Annotated in this window: 15 protein-coding genes, 1 pseudogene and 1 riboswitch; of the genes and pseudogenes, 13 read left to right on the top strand and 3 right to left on the bottom strand. The window is 40.4% G+C overall.

Going from position 1 to position 19,057, the window contains the following annotated elements:
- Window positions 1-151: 151 nt before the first annotated feature.
- The 5 genes from ACKTRM_RS18880 (at window position 152) to ACKTRM_RS18860 (ending at window position 4,753) form a co-directional block, all read left to right on the top strand.
- Window positions 152-1,402, top strand: coding sequence for an ABC-three component system protein (locus ACKTRM_RS18880; RefSeq protein WP_012118876.1), 1,251 nt, complete (start codon window positions 152-154; stop codon window positions 1,400-1,402).
- Window positions 1,392-1,898, top strand: a complete 507-nt coding sequence (locus ACKTRM_RS18875) for an ABC-three component system middle component 4 (protein WP_041482232.1) — start codon at window positions 1,392-1,394, stop codon at window positions 1,896-1,898. The genes ACKTRM_RS18880 and ACKTRM_RS18875 overlap by 11 nt, the downstream gene beginning before the upstream one ends.
- Before the next feature lies 1 nt (window position 1,899).
- On the top strand, window positions 1,900-3,873 hold the full coding sequence (locus ACKTRM_RS18870) for an AAA family ATPase (RefSeq protein ID WP_023357216.1): 1,974 nt from the start codon (window positions 1,900-1,902) through the stop codon (window positions 3,871-3,873).
- 242 nt (window positions 3,874-4,115) lie between these two features.
- Window positions 4,116-4,349 (top strand): hypothetical protein, encoded by a 234-nt coding sequence (locus tag ACKTRM_RS18865; protein WP_012118874.1) that lies wholly within the window; start codon window positions 4,116-4,118, stop codon window positions 4,347-4,349.
- Window positions 4,350-4,633: 284 nt separating this feature from the next.
- On the top strand, window positions 4,634-4,753 hold the full coding sequence (locus ACKTRM_RS18860; protein WP_023357214.1) for a recombinase family protein: 120 nt from the start codon (window positions 4,634-4,636) through the stop codon (window positions 4,751-4,753).
- 740 nt (window positions 4,754-5,493) lie between these two features.
- Here ACKTRM_RS18860 and ACKTRM_RS18855 read toward each other — a convergent pair.
- A pseudogene (locus ACKTRM_RS18855) lies at window positions 5,494-5,777 on the bottom strand (fructose-bisphosphatase class III); the annotation flags it as partial.
- A gap of 150 nt (window positions 5,778-5,927) precedes the next feature.
- Here ACKTRM_RS18855 and ACKTRM_RS18850 point away from each other — a divergent pair.
- The 6 genes from ACKTRM_RS18850 to ACKTRM_RS18825 all read left to right on the top strand — a co-directional run bounded on the left by ACKTRM_RS18850 (window position 5,928) and on the right by ACKTRM_RS18825 (window position 12,262).
- Entirely contained in the window at window positions 5,928-6,944 is a 1,017-nt protein-coding gene (locus tag ACKTRM_RS18850; RefSeq protein ID WP_012118869.1) for an FUSC family protein, read from the top strand.
- 68 nt (window positions 6,945-7,012) lie between these two features.
- On the top strand, window positions 7,013-8,029 hold the full coding sequence (locus ACKTRM_RS18845) for an XdhC family protein (RefSeq protein WP_012118868.1): 1,017 nt from the start codon (window positions 7,013-7,015) through the stop codon (window positions 8,027-8,029).
- Complete coding sequence (locus tag ACKTRM_RS18840) at window positions 8,026-8,646, top strand: NTP transferase domain-containing protein (RefSeq protein ID WP_023357213.1); 621 nt, start codon at window positions 8,026-8,028, stop codon at window positions 8,644-8,646. Before ACKTRM_RS18845 ends, ACKTRM_RS18840 begins: the two co-directional genes overlap by 4 nt.
- Before the next feature lie 5 nt (window positions 8,647-8,651).
- Window positions 8,652-10,982 (top strand): xanthine dehydrogenase family protein molybdopterin-binding subunit, encoded by a 2,331-nt coding sequence (locus ACKTRM_RS18835; RefSeq protein ID WP_012118866.1) that lies wholly within the window; start codon window positions 8,652-8,654, stop codon window positions 10,980-10,982.
- Complete coding sequence (locus ACKTRM_RS18830; RefSeq protein ID WP_012118865.1) at window positions 10,969-11,811, top strand: FAD binding domain-containing protein; 843 nt, start codon at window positions 10,969-10,971, stop codon at window positions 11,809-11,811. Before ACKTRM_RS18835 ends, ACKTRM_RS18830 begins: the two co-directional genes overlap by 14 nt.
- Window positions 11,804-12,262: a (2Fe-2S)-binding protein gene (locus ACKTRM_RS18825; protein ID WP_012118864.1), complete on the top strand. Its 459-nt coding sequence runs from the start codon at window positions 11,804-11,806 to the stop codon at window positions 12,260-12,262. The genes ACKTRM_RS18830 and ACKTRM_RS18825 overlap by 8 nt, the downstream gene beginning before the upstream one ends.
- Window positions 12,263-12,301: 39 nt before the next feature.
- Here the strand turns inward: ACKTRM_RS18825 and fbp are convergent, their stop codons facing one another.
- Entirely contained in the window at window positions 12,302-14,227 is a 1,926-nt protein-coding gene (fbp, locus tag ACKTRM_RS18820; protein WP_012118863.1) for a fructose-1,6-bisphosphatase, read from the bottom strand.
- Between the two features lie 298 nt (window positions 14,228-14,525).
- A riboswitch (glycine riboswitch) is annotated at window positions 14,526-14,606 on the top strand.
- A gap of 145 nt (window positions 14,607-14,751) precedes the next feature.
- Between fbp and ACKTRM_RS18815 the strand changes: the two genes are divergently transcribed.
- A complete protein-coding gene (locus ACKTRM_RS18815) occupies window positions 14,752-16,098 on the top strand; it encodes an amino acid permease (RefSeq protein WP_007614904.1) in 1,347 nt (448 codons plus the stop codon).
- A gap of 139 nt (window positions 16,099-16,237) precedes the next feature.
- Window positions 16,238-17,470, top strand: coding sequence for a Fic family protein (locus tag ACKTRM_RS18810; protein ID WP_012118862.1), 1,233 nt, complete (start codon window positions 16,238-16,240; stop codon window positions 17,468-17,470).
- 44 nt (window positions 17,471-17,514) lie between these two features.
- On the opposite strand, the gene ahpF is transcribed toward ACKTRM_RS18810, so the two are convergent.
- Entirely contained in the window at window positions 17,515-19,044 is a 1,530-nt protein-coding gene (gene ahpF, locus ACKTRM_RS18805) for an alkyl hydroperoxide reductase subunit F (protein WP_007614902.1), read from the bottom strand.
- Between the last annotated feature and the right edge of the window lie 13 nt (window positions 19,045-19,057).

Genomic DNA, 19,057 nt, shown 5'->3' with positions numbered 1-19,057 from the left:
ATGATGATGAATTAAAGGCACTCTTAAAAGCGTATAAAATATTTCAATTTTAATAATGATACTGTGAAAATTGAATTGTTTAATTAATAGTTTCTTTATGGCTGATTAATGTTAAAATATGTATTGTGAGAATTATTTAGGGGGAATGCAATTGAAACCGCCGATTGAGTTTATTAAAGAAAATAATAAAGAAAATTTAATTATTTTTATTCACGGATTTACTAGTGATTCTGAGACATGGACAAACTCATCAAAATATAAGTTTCCTGAAATGCTTTCAGAAGAAGATTTCATAAATGAGAATTTTGATATAGCGTATTTTAATTACTTTACTAAGTTAATAGACTTTAAGAAAGCTAGGTTCACTTCAGGGTTAATAAGGACTATTTTTGCTAAGCCTTCAAATATTGCAAAAAATATTAGTATCAAAAGTTTAAGTGAGCACTTAAAGTCCTCGATAGAAATATATTGCGAAGAGTACAAAAATATAATATTAATCGCTCATAGCATGGGAGGGTTAATATCAAAAGCATTTATTCTTGATGATTTGAACGAAAATGAAAGTACAAAAGTAAAATTATTTCTATCACTTGCTGTACCACATAAAGGCTCAAATTGGGCTAATATAGGTGGAAAACTAGCTAGATCCAACCCACAAGTAATTGACCTAAAGCCTTTAAGTGGCTTTCTTGACAAGGTTAATGAAGATTGGATACAAAATAAGAAAAGAATTCCCAAAACAGTATATTATTTTGGGCAATATGATGAGATTGTCGAAGAGCAAAATGCAGTTTCATATCAGGTGGGGAAAAAACTAAAGGTCGCTTGTAATAATGATCACTTTAATATATGTAAGCCTGAATCAAAAAACAGCATAGTATACAAGGGGATAAAAAAAGACCTCAGTACGTATGTGAAGGAAAAACACTTTTCTGAAGATATGAAACCAAAGACGTTTATTGATGATGGTAAATTAGATGATGAATTATTTGTATTGAAGTTATTAATAGCTGATGTTCATAATTCGCTAATTGATGACTCAAAGCAAACTTTCTTTAATGCGGAGTATATGATTAGGTCCATGATAAACAAAGGATATGATATCGAAGAATTAGATCAACTTTACAATAACTTAGAACGTTTATACCGAATTTATTTCAATAAACTGGTATATGGAGAAATAAAATCGAGTAATGAACTTCTAAATAAGATTTTAGAAAATATAATTGATAGAGACAAAGAGTTCTTAAAAACTGCAATCCCTCTAATAGATGCTAATAAAAAAACTGGTATGTTACAACAACTTGCAAACAGCCTAGATAAAGATATATGGTGGGCTAAAAGTCATTCCATAAAAAATATAGAGGATTTTAGAAAGGCTAGGGATCATAATGAGAAATAATATACCAATTATTATAACTGAAAATGACATCAATCTAAGATTGATTAGATTTTTAATAATAATAGAAATATTAGCGTATACAACAAGAGGGAAATTAATATTAAATTTAGATAAACTTACGATTTTTGATTTTTTAATTAAATATCCATTTTTGCTAAAACAGGTATTAGCTCTTAAAAACAAGACTAGCTTGAAATTGTTAAACATTGAATCTGGTTCGGTTTCTAGCTTATTTCCTAATAAAATTACTCTACTGGATATTAAACATGCTAAAGAACTAACTAAATTAATGATTGCATACAACATGATAGATGTTGTTCAAGAAAAAAACGAACTTTTTTATATCCTAACGGAAAAGGGAAAAACCATAGTTAATAGAACTGAAACGGATTACACAATGAGAATTAAGGAATTATGTAATGAGATGCTTATATTAAGATCAGTAAGTACAAGTGAACTCAAGAAAATTGTAAATCCTTTAGTAAAGGGGATATAAAATGGTTGTGAAATCACCAAAATTAATAATTAATAAGATGGTTTTAATAGGTAGGTCAAAATCGTATCATGTGAATTTTGAAAATGGAATCAATATTATCCATGGAGATTCAGACACTGGGAAATCAAGCATATTAAATCTAATCGATTATTTGTTAGGAAGCAAAAAAGTGTACATGTATGATGAGCTTGAACAGCATGGAAAATATGCTTTGCTAGAAGTATCGTTAAGTAATAAAGTTTATACAATAAAAAGAGACATATTCAATCCAAAAGCGGATATAGAAGTCTTTTCTTCAAATATTGAGAATATCGAGAATGTATTCCCTCTAGAGTATTCTCCTAATTATGAAAAAGAAGGGGCAGCTGGTTATTTTTCTGATTTTTTATTATCTAGCTTAAATATACCCATCATTAAAGTTAAAAAATCCCCCTCTAAGGAGAATTCTCCTATGGTAAGGTTAAGCTTTAGAGATATATTTAAGTATTGTTATTTTGATCAGGACGATGTTGGAAGTAGAGACTTATTGGATAGAAAAAATTATTCGTTAATGGCTAAAAACAAAGAAACATTTAAATTTTTACATAATGTGCTAGATACACAAATTACAGAATTGCAAAATATGATAGGAGAAAAAGTTAGAGAAAAGAAAGAAATTGAAAATAAGTATGGGGCAATTTCTTCATTTTTACTTGAAACAAAACTTTCAACTGAAGGTTCGCTGCAAGCTGAAAAAGAAGAATTAAATGAAAAGCTAATTTTTCTCGAAAAAGAAAAAAATAAAATAACTGACAAAATGAAGTCGAATAATGCAGAAATGGAGGAATTACGATCTATAGTACTTGAAATAGAACAAAAAATAAATATTCTATTTTCTAAAAAATCTCACAAAGAGGCTCAGTTAGAGCAAAACCTCAGACTAAAAAAAGAGTATTACAATGATATAAATAAATTACAAACTGTTTTACAAGTTAAGGATAGTATTTCAATGCTAAATTATAAGGTAGTTGAATGTCCTTTGTGTGATTCTAGGATGGAAACATCAGAAATAAAAAAACATTTTATCGAGCACAATGAAGATGTTCTAAAAAAAGAAATTAATAGTATAAAAAACAGATCTAAAGACTTGAATAAAATTGTAGATGAGTTACGAGATGAACTATTTATAATCGAAGATGAAATAATATCAAATAGAACTCAATTAGATAAAGCAAAAAGTATTCTAGATACTAAAGCCGAAACTTTTATTTCTCCTTATATAAGCCAGAGGGATATGGTGATTTCAGAATTATCGAGTTATAAAGAACAACTTGATAAGGTGAAATACTTTTTAAAGGTAAGATCACAATTAAGTGAATTAAAACAAAAACAAGAGGTAATCGCTAATCAGATTAGTGAGTTGGATTCTAGATTAGAATCATTAAAAGAACAAACACCGTCTGTGGAAGAAACATTAAGTGATTTAGGGACATACTTAAAAGAGTTTTTAGAGTATATTCCAATAAAGAATGCCTATGGTATAAGTTTTAGTGAAAAAACGTTTTTACCAATTGTTAGGGATAGAGAATATATAGATTTAACTTCGGGAGGTCTAAGAACTTTAGTTTCTGTGGGTTATATTACAAGTATATTAAAGAATAGCTTGATCAACGAAACTAATTTTCCAAGCTTAATAATGCTTGATACTATTGGTAAATATCTAGGTAAAACAAAAAAATATAGTGAAGACGCTGATGGTGCCAAAGAAAGTAAAATAGAAGGGCTAGATGACCCGAAAAAGTATATCAGAATCTATGATTATATACAAAAAATGTCAAATGACTTTCTTGAAAAGGGGATTGAACATCAGATTATTTTAGTCGATAATGACTTTCCTGATGATCTTGAAAAAGATTTTGCTCAATATGTGGTTAAAAGATTTAGTACGGAAGATAAAGAAGGTTACGAAATAGGTTTTATAAACAATGCAAACTAATAAACCCAAAGGGTGAAAAGTTTAATAAAAGAGTAACTCAAACGTTTCTAAAAAAGGAATTGATTAATTAATTCATGCTTCATGATGGTACAGCCTACAAGAGTAATTTAAATACCTAAATATAACAAAGCTCATTATCATCACCTAATGAGCTTTTTATATTTTTAATATTTTAATATTCTCCTTAAAATGCTGGGAAAAAATAATATATATTAACCTGAAACCAAAAGGAGGTCATAATTATGAAAAGTAATCAGCCAAGGAAACCATATTTTAACCCTTATGTACTGAAACAAGTGCTAGAAGGTGTTTACCTATCGCCTATGGTAAAAGAGTTATTGAAGAAAGAGGGAAAGAGTTATAAACAAGATTTTTTATTTCCGAAAATTAGAGATCGGTTTATGCCTGAAGCTAATAAAATAATTGAGGGTATAGAAGATACAGTAATACACGAACCCCTTATTCAATTATTCTAAGAATATGAAGTATACGTTAACCCTTCTGAGCGTGACAAACAGCGCTGGTATGACGAATTAAGAGAGCAATTTGACTTACCAAGTGATTATAACTTTGAATAAAAATAGTATTTTCAAAAAAGGGGTATGTCGTTATGACATACCTGCTTTTTATGATTCAATTATTAGAGCATTTGTCATAATACATTTTACACAGGTTTTTTATAAAAAGTTATACATAAGAGTTTACAAAAGTAACGAGAGGTCCTATCCTCATTTTATGAATTTAGGAAGGTGGTGTGTGTATGGAAAAAGTTTTTGGTTATGTTCGTGTTTCGACTGAAACACAAGCTGAAAAGGGATATGGAAAAGATGTTCAAGAAACAGGTATCGAAGAGTATTGCAAAATAAATAAGTTAGAATAAGTTGAAATTTTTATGGAACTAGGGAGTGGTATGTTATTTCCACGTGATAGAATAACGAATTTTTTCGCTGCTTTATCCGAGGGAGTTATCAAAAAGGTTGTTGTAATGAATACTAACCGTTTATGGAGAGCAGATAATGCCCAGGTAATGATTAAACGACAACTTATGAAAGACAGTGCAGGAGTATCTAGCATTGAACAACCTATCTATTCATTTACGACAGAGATCCAAATGACTTTTTACTTAATGGAATGATGGAGCTACTCGATCAATACGATCGATTAAGCATTAATATGAAACTCCAATGGAAGACATTAAAAAGCTAAAGATGGAAATAAGGCTTGTAGGAATCCTTCTACTTTTCACTCATAAATTCCCCCCCCCCGTTCCATTTTTATCTATTGTACATAAAAAGACTCTGTGCAGAAGACTTTTTAAAAGTGTCTACTACACAGGGTACAGTTTACTCTTGTTCTTGGTTCTTTCGTGAGAAATCAGTTACTTCTTCGATACTTCGTAACTAGATCATTCAATTGAATAACTCACTCTGAGAAGTATAATAATGCTCCAGAATATAACGCATCACAAAGTGTACCTCATAACTTTGATTTTCCTGCTATATTCCGGTATTATGGTTAGTTTTTTATCAACTTGAGTGTTATTTTCTAGATGTGATAAAATCCCCCCTCAAGGCAAACAGCTATTTTATTTCATCTGTCTACCTTCTAGGGAGACAGATCCTAATCTCCGAACCCCACATCCCGATACTCCCGCAACCTCTCCAAAATAGCCACTTCCTTCAGCAGTTCTTCACCGACGTTTGTTTTTCACTTTCTTCCACTCCAGCTCTTTGTCGTCTAATCGTTTCACTGTTAAGACGTCGGTTCCGGGGTTCAGCACTTCGGCCTTGGAGTTAAAGTGTTTAAGGGTGAATAACTGAATCCCGTGAGAGTTGTATACGAGCGTGTAGCCGGCGATCCTAGGCTTTGGAGAAGCCGCCGTTGATGACGATCATTTTTCCGTTTCCCAATGCTTCCCCAACCCCAAAAAAAGAAGCCGTCATTCAAGAATTCCCCCTCTGAACAACAGCTTCTTTCGCATTTTCCATACGACAGTATAAATCCCTTTGCGTCACGGAAACCTAGTGGAAAAGGTTTCTGAAAGGAGGGGGCGTATGATGAAAAGTGAAAAAATTCAAAACAAAACATCCTTGGTTTGGAAGATGGCGATTGCATCTGCTGTTTCGTGGGAAGCGGCAAAACTAGCGGGCTCTGATCACCCCTATTTAGCGCCTCTATCTGTTATCTTATGTTTGCAGCCAACGATAGATCAGTCAATTCGCTTTTCTTTTCATCGTATTGCGGGAACTGCGATTGGGATCATGCTAACATCCTTTCTTGTCAGTCACTTGCCAATGAATGGCTGGATGCTGGGGCTGTTCCTATTAGGCGGTACTTACATTGCGAAGTGGTTACGAATAGATGTAACGGTTTTACATCAGGTAGCGCTCACCATTTTGTTGGTCTTTACGTTTGAACGAAACGCTAAAGATTATGCATTCGACCGAATCATCGATACGGTGATCGGCGTCATCATTGCCATTCTGGTTCACATGTTCCTTTTTCCGCCGGACTACACAAAAAAGGCAGCGGACTCTTTTCAAACATTGGCTCGTCAGCTTTCCGGCACACTTTCAGACCTTTCCAAATGGGTGCAATCAGAGTGGGGACAAGGAAAAGGGAACCTCATGGCGTATAGAATGAACAATCTTCTGCAAGAGCTGCATACGGCAAAAGAGATGCTGCAAACAGCCTCTGACAGCTTAAAATTCAACCCCGTCAGAAAAAAACATAAAATCATCATTTCAAGCTATCAAATAGAGATGCAAAAGTTGAACGCCGGATTTGAGTATTTATCAAATATAGTGAAAACGTTAAAAGAATGGGAAAAAGAGGGGGAGTTATCTTCAAGTGACAAAAGGGAGCTGGGGAATGATTTACAAGTGTTAAGTGAATACTTTGCGGGCTTTAAAGGCATACAGCAGGGTGAAACAGACAATTGGAAACAGAAGGAACAGAACATGTTATTGGAATCTCTCCGCTCCGACATGCTGTCGCACCCGCCGCCCGGTCATAAGGTCTATAAAGACTCTTTTTTTTTAGAAACGAAGAAATTGCTGAAGCGTTTGTAATGTTTTCCGGGATTAAAGAATACGGATATACAGATGCAGAGATGATCAGGTAAAACGGGGGACATGAAATGGATGATATGCACCGGATTTTGGATGTCATCGCCAATTCTAAGAAAGCTAAGGTACTGGCTACCATCGTTAAAACAGAGGGGTCCGCTTATAAGAAAGAAGGGGCCTCCATGCTGATTTTAGGGGATAAAACAAGAGTCGGAATGTTATCCGCCGGCTGTCTGGAAGAAGATCTCGTTGAACGGTCGGAACAGGTCTGGGCTGCAGGAGAGCCGTTGATTGTCCGCTTTGATATGAGTGCGGAGGACGATTTATCCTGGGGACAGGGCATTGGCTGTAATGGTGTTTTGACGGTTTTACTTGAGCCTGTAAAAGGGGAATTGGAACGAAATCTGATGACAGTCAAGACATGCTTAGATGAAAAAAAGTCTGTGACCCGAATGAAACGATTCACTAAAACGTTAGAGCCGAAGGAAGATCTGTACATAGTGGAAGACGGCAGCGTGTTTGGAACCGGGGATGTTATGGAACAAGGCTGTATTCAAAAACTGAGACAGACGGAAAAGGGAATCAAAAGGGATGAACATACCTCTGATTTATTTTTTATCCATCAGATGGTGCCAAAACCTTGTTTATATGTCTTCGGAGCAGGGGAAGATGCGAAGCCGTTAGTTTCGTTGGCAGCTGGCACTGGCTTTCATGTGACGGTGATTGACTGGCGTCCCGCTTTATGTCATCACGGCCATTTTCCTGAAGCCGGCCATTTGATAACAGGAGCACCGGAAGAAGTCATGGAAGGTCTGAGCATGACAAAAAGGGATTTTGTTGTCATAATGACGCACAGCTTTCAAAAAGATCAGATCATTTTACATACATTAAAAAACGAGAATGTGTTTTATAAAGGTGTATTAGGCCCTAGAAGGCGCACCGAGCGGCTATTAGGCGGAGCGGAGATTCCAGAGGATATTCATTCCCCTATCGGACTTCCCATCGGGGCACAAGGCCCTGAGGAGATTGCTGTAAGCATTGTTGGCGAGATGATTCAAAAAATGCGAAAACAAAGGTCAGCTTTATGAAAACAGCAGCCATTTACCTGGCAGCCGGTACAAGCAGACGTATGGGGACGGATAAGCGAAGTTTATTTCTGAATGGAGTTTCCCTTGGAAGTATGGCTCTTAAAAATGCCTTGTTATCTGAATTAGATCATATTTTCGTTATAACGGGAAAGGGAGATCCACTGCATTGGCTTTCGGATGTTTTCTTTTTAAATCCTTTATCAAATAAGTGGAGTCAGGCAGAATGTGAGCAAGCGGATAAGGGCCAAGGCCATTCTATACAATGCGGTTTACAAAAAGCGGCAGAGTACGAGGCTGACGCTGTTATCATTCTCCTTGCAGATCAGCCGTTTGTCACCTCAGATATCATCAATACATTAATTGATTCCTATCAAAAGGAGCGCCGTTATTCATTTATCGCCGCTGAAAATCATCATCTTCCTATGCCCCCCATTTTATTCTCAAATCAATGTTTTCCGGTATTGCATCAGTTAAAGGGAGATCAGGGCGCCCGGCACGTCATCCGTGAAAGTATGATCAATACGGGAAAAATGATCAGCTTTCAAGACCCTTTGCTTTTTTATGACGTCGATACAGTTGAAGATTATACGCTGCTGCTGAATAAATTCGGGGAGTGAATGAGTTGGAGTATATCGGGAAGAGTGTCATTCGAAAAGAGGCTCTTGGAAAAGTGACGGGTAAAGCGAAATATACGGATGATTTTCAAGAAACAGGCACATTACACGCAAAAATGCTGGTCAGTCCATATGCGCATGCCGATATTGTGTCTATGGACTTTTCAGAAGCTTGGAAGATTCCCGGCGTGAGAGCGATATTGGGTGATGAACCTTTTCCGCTTGCAGGTGAGGAAATTAAAGACAGATCGCCGATTGCTTATAAAAGGGTTAGATACCATGGTGAGCCGGTTGCTGTTGTTGTTGCGGAAAATCCGATTACAGCTAAAAAGGCCGCGGATGCCATCAAAGTATCCTATAAACCTCTTCCCGTCGTCAATTCCCCCCGTGAGGCCTTTCAAAAGGATGCGCCGCTCGTCCATGAACATGCGGACCGCTATGAGAAGACAAAAGGTGTATTCCCGGTTCCGAAGACCAATATCGCAAACCTGGATAAGGTTAGAAAAGGAAATATTGAAGACGGGTTTAGGGAAAGTGATGTGACAGCAGAATTCCAGATTTCCTTTAACCCTTCTGATCACGCTGCGATGGAAACCAGATGCTCGATTGTTGAAATTCGGGCGGATGAGGAGATTATCATTACCACATCCTCTCAAGCTCCTTTTGCCATTAAAAAATTAATGCAGTGGTATTTTGGAATCGAACCCGGAAAGGTGATCGTCAAAACGCCTTTAGTAGGTGGGGCGTACGGAGGAAAAGCAGCCGTTCAGTTAGAGGTGATTGCCTATTTGGCATCAAAAGCAGTCGGAGGCCGGCCCGTCAAATTGTTTAATACGAGAGAAGAGGATCTGATCACATCTCCCGTTCATATCGGGTTGGATGCCATTGTCAAATTAGGGGCTACAAAGGATGGAATCTTAAAGGCGGCAGACATTCAGCTTTTATTTGATGGCGGAGCGTATTCTGATAAAGGAGTGGACATCAGCCGGGCTGCGGTGGTTGATTGTACGGGTCCGTACGCGATCGATCATATACGGTGTGATTCATATTGTATGTATACGAATCATCCATATCCAAGTGCATTCAGGGGATACAGCCATGCTGAAGTGTTATTTGCCTTTGAGCGGACGATGGATGTATTGGCGGAAAAGCTGAACATGGATCCATTAGAACTCCGCTATAAAAATGCCATTCGCCCCGGTGACACCACACCGACTCAAGTTCTTCTCAATTCAAGCACGGTCGGAAATGTGCCGAAATGCATTGAGAGATTGAAGGAATTAATGAATTGGTCCGAGGGACAGCGAATTGAAATCGATGGCCGGAAGATACGGGCGAAGGGAATCAGCTGCATTTGGAAAACCTCAACATTTGATACAAATGCAACGTCCGGGGTGATTCTAACCTTTAATCCCGATGGAAGCATTAATTTGATGTCAGGGGTAGTGGAAATTGGAACAGGGACAAAAACAGTGCTAGCCCAAATCCTGGCGGAACGAATGAAAATGGATATAAGCAAAATTCATGTAAAAATGCTTATAGATACACAAACAACACCCGAGCATTGGAAAACCGTGGGGAGCAGAGGGACGTTAATGGCCGGAAATGCCGTACTGAATGCAGCGGAGGAAGCCATTCGAAAGCTTAAGGACGTGGCATCATGTGTGTTGCGGGTTCCTGTCGAGGAATTGGAAGTGGCCGACGGAAAGGTTTATTTTATAGATCATCCTTCTGTACATGTTGAAATAAAAGACATTGCTTACGGATATACGTTTCCGAATGGAAATACCATTGGCGGCCAAATCATTGCGAGCGGCAATTACACATTAACCCGGATGACGAATTTAGACCGGGAAACGGGAAGAGGAAAGCCGGGACCCGAGTGGGCTGTCGGTGCTCAGGGAATTGAAGTTGAGTTGGATAAACGGGATTATACGTATCGAATTACAAAAGCCTATTCTGTTGTAGATATAGGAACTGTACTGAATGAAAAAGCTGCAAGGGGTCAAGTGATGGGGGGGATGAGTATGGGAATCGCATTTGGAGGAAGAGAAACCTTTGTATTTGATTCATATGGCAGAGTATTAAATCCTCAGCTTAGAACATACCGCCCCCTTCACTATGGAGAGCAGCCTGAATATATCATTGAATTTGTTGAAACCCCGCATGTGATTGCGCCTTATGGAGCGCGCGGCGGCGGGGAACACGGACTGTTGGGGATGCCGGCAGCATTGGGAAATTGCCTTTCCGCCGCTTTAGGTGTCCAATTGAATCAACTTCCTCTCATTCCCGAACAATTATGGAGGACGCAAGAGGGGTGGAAAGATGATACCGTTTGATTTCGACTATTTTAAACCGAAGGCCATTCAAGAAACAACCCGCCTGTTTCACTCTCTTGCGGCCGAAAAGAAAACACCAATGTATTATTCCGGCGGCACGGAAATTATCACGTTAGGAAGGCTGAATATCGTCTATACGGATGCGGTGATAGATCTGAACGCGCTTCCGGAATTTCAAACCATCCGCTTTTATGAACATGATCTGGTGATCGGAGCGGGCGTGTCATTAACGAAACTAGAGGAAGAAAATCCATTTCCGCTATTAAGTAAAACAGTCAGTGAAATAGCCGATCGGACGACTCGAAATAAGATCAGCCTGGGCGGAAACATTTGCGGGGGCATCTATTACCGTGAGGCCGTGCTGCCGTTGTTAATTTCTGATAGTTTGATAGGGATTGCAGGGAGAGCGGGGATTCATTACCGTCCCATAAATAAAGTATTTAACAAGGAAATACAGTTGCAAAAAGGTGATTTTTTATTTCATGTCGTTGTCGATCGAGCGTACGTTGACCTGCCATTTGTCAGTATCAAAAGAAGACAGCAGTGGAATGTCGGGTATCCATTGGTGACAGTCTGTGCGCTGAAAAAAGATGATGAGATCAGAATGGCCTTCAGCGGCGTATGTCCATTTCCGTTTCGTTCTGCTGAAATGGAGGCTGTGCTTAACGATAAAAGTTATTCATTAGAAGATAGGGTGCGCAGGTCTTTACAGTATGTACCCAAACCCGTTCTTGATGACGCAGAAGGCTCAAGTGAATACCGAATATTTGTCTTGCAAAATACAATTTTAGATGCCTTACGGGAATTAGAAGGAGGTCCAAATGTCTGATCCTATTACGTTGAAAGTAAATGGCGAGGAAAGACAGATTACGGTCAGGCCGGCTGATACTTTGTTATTTGCTCTTCGTCTTCGTCTCGGATTAACTGGTGCAAAACCGGGCTGCTTAAATGGGGATTGCGGCGCCTGTACGGTATTAACGGACGGGGTGCCGATGAAATCTTGCTTAATGCTTGCGGCAGAAGGGGAAGGAAAGGACATTACGACAATTGAAGGACTGATCAATACGCCGATTCAAAAGGCTTTTATTGAAAAATTCGCGTTTCAATGCGGTTATTGCACACCGGGTTTTCTCATGAATTGTCATGCTTTAGTGAATACTGAGCCGAATGCAAGTGATGACACGATAAACAATTGGCTGGAGTCCAATATTTGCAGATGTACGGGTTATAGGGAGATTGAAGAAGCGGTTAAATCCGTTTTACATACAGGGAAACCGTAAAAAAAGAGCCCAGAGAATCATCCCTGAACTCCATATTCTTCACTTCATATACCGATACTCCCGCAGCTTCTCCAAAATCGCCACTTCTTTCATCAGTTCTTCACCGACGTTTGTTTCTTTCACTTTCTTCCGCTCCAGCTCTTTGTCGACTAATCGTTTCACTGTTAAGACGTCGGTTCCGGTGCTCAGCACTTCGGCCTTGGAGTTAAAGTGTTTATGGGCGACGAGCTGCATGCCGTAAGAGTTGTATAAGAGCGTGTAGCCGGCGATGCCTGTTGTGGATTGGTAGGCTTTGGAGAAGCCGCCGTCGATGACGATCATTTTTCCGTTTGCCTTGATCGGATCTTCGCCTTCGATTTCTTTTACCGGTGTATGGCCGTTGATGATATGGCCGTGATCCGGGTTGAGACCGAATTCCATCAGGATGTTTCGGCAGGCTGCTTCGTCTTCACGCAAATAGTAATACGGGTTTTTCTTTTCTTTATGCGTTTCCTTCTCTTTAATGAAATACCGCTCAAAGGTTGTCATGGCGCGTTTTCCAAAGAGAGAGGAGTATTCGCCTGTCCATAAGTACCAAGTCATATCTGTCGCCAGATCATCGGTTTCTTCCGGATGGGCAAACGCTTCCCGTAAGAACCGTTCAAATACATCTAGCAGCTCTCGGCCCGCATAAGCTTTATCCTCTATCATCATCGTTTCCATGCTGCCGTTTTCATCGACGGGAATACAGCCGTGAATCAGCAGGTTGCCGTTATATTTTAAATAAAGGCTGCCTTTTTTCATCATAAAATTCATATGGCGGCCCAGCTTTTCGGAGTTCTGAACAGAGAACAGCAGCTTGTCCATGACTTCTGCTTCTTCTTCTAACAGCTCGTCAGGCTGTTTAGGATTCACCGTCGCAAAGCAGGTGTTTTCCAGTTGATATGTTTTTCCGTTCAGCGTGATTTCATTGCGGTCATAATCGATCTTTTCCAGTAACAGCCGTTCCTCCATATTAAAGTTCGGCCGTCTCTTAATAATCGGGCTCTCAAGCTTGAATTGGATCATCGCGATCGCCTGATGAATTTTTGTGATTTGTTTAATCTCATCTTCTGGTCTGTTTTCGTCCGCTTTCGGGCGGAAAGACGGGTTATCATCGTAATATTTTTCGGCAAGGTTCAATAGCGGTCTCAGATTGATGCCGTAAACGTCTTCAATAATATCCAGATTGTCATAGCGGGCACAGATGCGGATAATGTTTGCCAGGCATACTTTTGAGCCGGAATAAGCGCCTATCCAGAGAACATCATGATTCCCCCATTGAATATCCACTGAATGATAGTTGATCAGTTCTTCCATGATCTTATCCGGCTGCGGTCCGCGGTCATAAATATCGCCGACAACATGCAGATGGTCGACCACCAATCGCTGCGTGCTGTAGGCAAGGCCGGTGATCAGCTTATCGGCCTGGCCGAGCGCAATGATCTGTTCTATGATTTCGGAATAGTATTGTTCTTTGTTGGCGGCTTGTTCTGTTTTGTACAGCAGCTCTTCGGAAATATAAGCAAATTGGGCGGGCAGTGCTTTGCGCAATTTGGAGCGGGTGTACTTGGAAGAACAATAAGAAACGAGCTTAATCATCCGGTGAATCGTTTCTTTATACCACTCGTTTAATGCCTCTTTCGTATCAAAGTCATGTTTGATCAGCTTCAGTTTGTCTTCCGGATAATAGACCAAAGCCGCCAGTTCATCAATTTCTCTATCGTAAATGACGCCGCTGAAAATATCGCGGATCTTCTCTTTAACCCTTCCTGAACCGTTCCGCAGCACGTGCTGGAATGCCTGATACTCCCCGTGCAGATCACTGACGAAATGCTCGGTTCCTTTCGGCAGGTTCAGTATCGCTTTCAGATTAATGATTTCCGTGACCACTTTTTCTTCACAATCGTATTTTTGTGCGAGCAGATCTAAATATTTCGTTTCCAATCTCGTCCATCCCCTTTTTATTTACGAGCAATTGTATGATAAAGTGAATTTAAAGTATGACATAATGTTTAAATGATTAGACCTTATATGATAGTACCGCATAACGCCTTTTTGAGACAATGAAAACGGAAAATACGCGCTTCAGGCATTAAAAATTGGACCGGGATAACGCCGTGCAGCTCATCCCTCTATTGACAATGCATTCAAGTTCCATTAAAATAAAAAGTTAGCTGATAGGTATTTCTATCAGAAACTCAATACGTAGCAGGCTATGATTGCTGTGGGTCGAACTACAGCAGGAGCGGCTTCTGGAGAGACCGCGGGTTTTCCGCGGCGCCGAAGGGTTCACAATCTCAGGCAAAAGGACAGAAGAGTACCGAATATGTATTTGTCATGCTGTTGATTGTCAGCGGCGCAGATATAATTTGATATTCTTATGACCATGAGATTGGAGGGCATCCAATCTCTTTTTTTATTGGCTTTTTTTGCTCGTCGTTCACTAGAGAGGTAAGGAGGAGTCAGATGTGGAGCAGCGAGAGCTAAAGAGGGACTTATCGAATCGGCACGTGCAGCTGATCGCCATTGGCGGCACGATCGGCACCGGATTGTTTTTAGGGTCTGGTAAGGCGATTCAGCTGGCGGGTCCTTCTATCATCTTTGCGTATTTTATTGTAGGTATTGCGCTTTTTTTCGTCATGCGGGCGCTGGGAGAACTGCTGTTATCTAAAGCGGGCTACCAATCATTAACGGATATTGCCGAGGCGTATTTAGGGCCGCGTGCAGCGTTTGTCACCGGCTGGACCTACTGGTTTTGCTGGATTATGACGGCTATGGCGGATGTGATCGCCGTCGGTGTGTATGTGAAATATTGGTTTGATATTCCGCAGTGGATTCCGGCACTTATCTGTTTACTCATTTTATTAGGGCTTAATCTGTTAACGGTTAAGATTTTTGGAGAATTGGAGTTTTGGTTCGCCTTAATTAAGGTAGTCACGATTCTCGCGTTAATTGTCATCGGTGTGGTTCTGCTGGTGATTGGGTTCAAAACGCATACCGGAACGGTTTCAGCGGCGAATCTGTGGGAGCACGGCGGCTTGTTTCCGAACGGATTTTCAGGCTTTTTGCTTTCGTTCCAGATGGTGATCTTCGCCTATGTCGGTGTGGAATTAGTGGGTGTGTCGGCGGCGGAAACGTCAAATCCGAAAAAAAATATTCCATCCGCTATCAATAAAATTCCATTGCGGATTTTATTTTTCTACGTCGGGGCATTGCTCATTCTTTTATGTATTAATCCGTGGATGCAGCTGAATGCGGCGGAAAGTCCTTTTGTAAAGACCTTCAGTCTGGTCGGCATCCCGTTAGCCGCGGGAATCATTAATTTTGTCGTATTAACGTCTGCCGCTTCTGCTTGTAACAGCGGGATGTTTTCAACAAGCCGGATTTTGTATAACTTAAGCAAAACGAAACAAGCGCCGGCAAGTTTTGCGAAGCTGAATAAAAATCATGTGCCGAGCCGCGCATTATGGATATCGGTTATTGTGCTGTCAGCTGGCGCTCTTTTAAGCAAATTGATACCGGAAGCGGCTTTTGGCATCGTGACAACCATCAGCGCGATTTGTTTCATTTGGGTGTGGGGCGTGATTCTTGTCTGTCATATCAGATACAGGAAAACCCGTCCGGACTTACACGCAAGCTCGTCTTTCAAGGCGCCGTTTGCGCCGTTTATCAATTACGCCGTGCTGGCGCTGTTTGCCGTCATTCTGGTGATTATGCTGTTTGCGGATGCAACGCGCCCGGCTTTGCTGCTGACGCCGCTGTGGTTTATTGGATTATTTCTTATCTATCGGGCGAGAGGGAGAAAGACAGATTGAATTGCTTCAGACGGTGTACTGCCATGCAGTACGCCGTTTTTTGTTTTGATTGGAAAGCGAGAATATTTGTTAGAAATCAGGCTATAATGATTGTATAATTTAAAAAAGTGTATAATTTTAAATTAAGCGAGGTGATGATATGAAGTATGAGAAGTTATCTAAGCTTTTTTATAAAATGGATGCTGATTCATATGAGAAAGAATTTAAAAAGAGAACAAGCAGCTATGGCAGTTATTCAACATCATTAAACATACGGGGGTTCCGAAAAGGCCGACCCACGGACGATTCATTTGAGCTATTTTATGTGAATACACATAAACTCATGAAGCTGAATAATGAAGTGTTGTTAAACAGTTCCAAAATTTCATCCCTTATCAGTCAGCTCCCTGAATTTGCTGTCAAACCTTATTTTGATAAATTAATTATTAATGAAGCACAGAGTAATAATGAAATTGAAGGAATCCGCAGTACAAAAAAAGAATTGAAAGAGGCTCTTAAAGCGTTAGCACAATCCGAGCCCTCACATAAGCGGTTTGTCGGATTGATGAAAACATATCAATTTATAGACCGAATTCCGTCGTTTACAAGCATTCATGACTTTAGGGAATTATATGACGAGCTGGTCGCAGATGAAATCGGAACAGAAGATGCGCCGGATGGTGAGCTATTCAGAAAAGGCTATGTTGAAGTGAACGATGGGAACATGACCACCCATATCGGCGTTAATTCTGAACAGAAGATAACAGAAGCGCTTGAGGCTTTAATTGCTTATCTTCATGATGAAACACATCCCCAGCTGTATCGTTACATGACAGCTCATTACTACTATGAATACATTCATCCTTTTTATGACGGCAATGGAAGAACAGGACGCCTTATCGTTGGGAGTTATTTGTCCCGATACTTAGAAAAATATTCAGCCATCACTTTTTCTTACGCAGTTAATAAGAACAAAGATAAGTATTATAAGGCATTAGAGGAAATTCCCGCACCTTTAAACCGGGGAGAGCTGACTTTTTATTTAATGGATATGCTGGAGTTGCTTCTGTCAGGACAAAAAGGAATTATTGAGGATCTTGAATTTAATTTAATGAAACTGAAACGAATTAGGAACTATATTGATAGCGATCAATGGGCTGATTATAAAGATGAACGTGATATTTTTAATATCATTATCACGATTAATGTATTTGTAAATGATCAGGTTACGCTGTCGGTGCAAGATTTAATGGAGCTCTCAAATAAATCGAGACATAAAATTAACAGAGTAATGGATTATTTAGAACAGCAAGGATTTGTTGAGCTGGTAAGCAGAAGGCCAAAATCTTATAAAATCAGCGAGGATTGTTTAGAGGAAATACTGCCTTCTTAATTAGTATATGTAAAAAAGCCGCCATTCATATGGCGGCTTTCACATTAATTCCGGATCAAATAATCAAATGCGCCTAAAGCGGCAGTTGCACCTGATCCCATGGAGATAATGATTTGGTTGTACGGGCCGTCTGTGCAGTCCCCTGCGGCAAATAGGCCGGGAACGCTTGTCGCGCCGCTCTTATCGACGATGATTTCGCCGATGCGGTTGCGTTCGACCGTTTCGTCTAACCATTCTGTATTAGGCACGAGGCCGATTTGGACGAATACACCTTGAAGTTCAACGTGTTTTTCTTCGCCTGTTTCACGGTCAACGAACGTAATGCCGTTTACGTTTTGGTCGCCTGTGATTTCTTTCGTTTGTGCATTTTTGTGCACAGTGACGTTTGGCAGGCTGTAAAGACGTTTTTGCAGGACTTCGTCTGCTTTCAGTTCAGGCGCGAATTCCAGCACAGTCACGTGATTGACGATACCTGCAAGGTCAATCGCCGCTTCGATTCCGGAGTTTCCGCCGCCGATAACCGCTACGTCTTTGCCTTCAAACAATGGTCCGTCACAGTGCGGGCAGTATGCAACACCTTTGTTTTTGAACTCTTGCTCACCAGGTACGTTGACATTGCGCCAGCGGGCACCTGTTGAAAGGATCACTGTTTTACTTTTCAGTACAGCGCCGTTTTCGAGTTCAAGTTCGAAGAGGTCTTTTTTCTCAAGGCGTTTCGCGCGCTGAAGGTTCATGACGTCAATATCATAATCTTTCACGTGCTCTTCAAGGCTTGCAGCGAGCTTCGGTCCTTCAGTCGCTTTGACGCTGATGAAGTTTTCGATGCTCATGGTGTCGAGTACCTGGCCGCCGAAGCGTTCAGCGACGACACCGGTGCGGATGCCTTTACGCGCCGTGTAGATCGCCGCGCTTGCGCCGGCAGGTCCGCCGCCGACAACAAGAACGTCAAACGGCTCTTTGTCGGCAAACTCAGACGCATCTGCGCCGCTGCCCATTTTTGCGAGAATCTCTTCGATGGTCATACGGCCGCTTCCGAAAGATTCACCGTTTAAGAATACAGTCGGAACAGCCATGATGTTTTTGCTTTCCACTTCTTCTTTGAATGCCGCGCCGTCAATCATTGTATGAGTGATATTCGGGTTGAGCACGCTCATCATGTTTAATGCTTGGACGACATCAGGGCAGTTGTGGCACGTCAGGCTGATATAAGACTCAAAGCGGTATTCTCCGCTGATGTTCTTAATCTGGTCAATAACCTTTTGATCAGCCTTAGGCGCTCTGCCGCTGACTTGAAGCAATGCCAGCACTAATGATGTAAATTCGTGGCCGAGAGGAACACCGGCGAATGTAACGCCTGTGTCTTCTCCGGTACGATTAACGCTGAAGCTCGGTGTTCTGTTTAATTCAGTTTTTTCAACTGAAATTTTAGATGACATGGAAGCCAGCTCGTCAACGAGAGCCAGCATGTCCTTAGAAGTGTCATCGTCACCGGCGCTTACTTTGAGAACAATGTCGTTCTCAATTAGCTGCATGTATTGATTTAATTGTGCTTTGATATTTGCATCAAGTACCAATGGAATGCACTCC

The organism is Bacillus sp. D7-8, from assembly GCF_052055895.1.
Lineage (GTDB): Bacteria > Bacillota > Bacilli > Bacillales > Bacillaceae > Bacillus > Bacillus velezensis.
Note: the sequence above shows the minus strand (reverse complement) of the source record. Positions and strands in the feature narration are given on the sequence as shown.

Coding starts and splice junctions, on each gene's coding strand:
- ACKTRM_RS18850 (WP_012118869.1), top strand. CDS start 5,928: ATGATGAAAAGTGAAAAAATTCAAAACAAAACATCCTTGGTTTGGAAG.
- ACKTRM_RS18875 (WP_041482232.1), top strand. CDS start 1,392: ATGAGAAATAATATACCAATTATTATAACTGAAAATGACATCAATCTA.
- ACKTRM_RS18870 (WP_023357216.1), top strand. CDS start 1,900: ATGGTTGTGAAATCACCAAAATTAATAATTAATAAGATGGTTTTAATA.
- ACKTRM_RS18865 (WP_012118874.1), top strand. CDS start 4,116: ATGAAAAGTAATCAGCCAAGGAAACCATATTTTAACCCTTATGTACTG.
- ACKTRM_RS18830 (WP_012118865.1), top strand. CDS start 10,969: ATGATACCGTTTGATTTCGACTATTTTAAACCGAAGGCCATTCAAGAA.
- ACKTRM_RS18860 (WP_023357214.1), top strand. CDS start 4,634: ATGGAAAAAGTTTTTGGTTATGTTCGTGTTTCGACTGAAACACAAGCT.
- ACKTRM_RS18845 (WP_012118868.1), top strand. CDS start 7,013: ATGGATGATATGCACCGGATTTTGGATGTCATCGCCAATTCTAAGAAA.
- ACKTRM_RS18840 (WP_023357213.1), top strand. CDS start 8,026: ATGAAAACAGCAGCCATTTACCTGGCAGCCGGTACAAGCAGACGTATG.
- ACKTRM_RS18810 (WP_012118862.1), top strand. CDS start 16,238: ATGAAGTATGAGAAGTTATCTAAGCTTTTTTATAAAATGGATGCTGAT.
- ACKTRM_RS18825 (WP_012118864.1), top strand. CDS start 11,804: ATGTCTGATCCTATTACGTTGAAAGTAAATGGCGAGGAAAGACAGATT.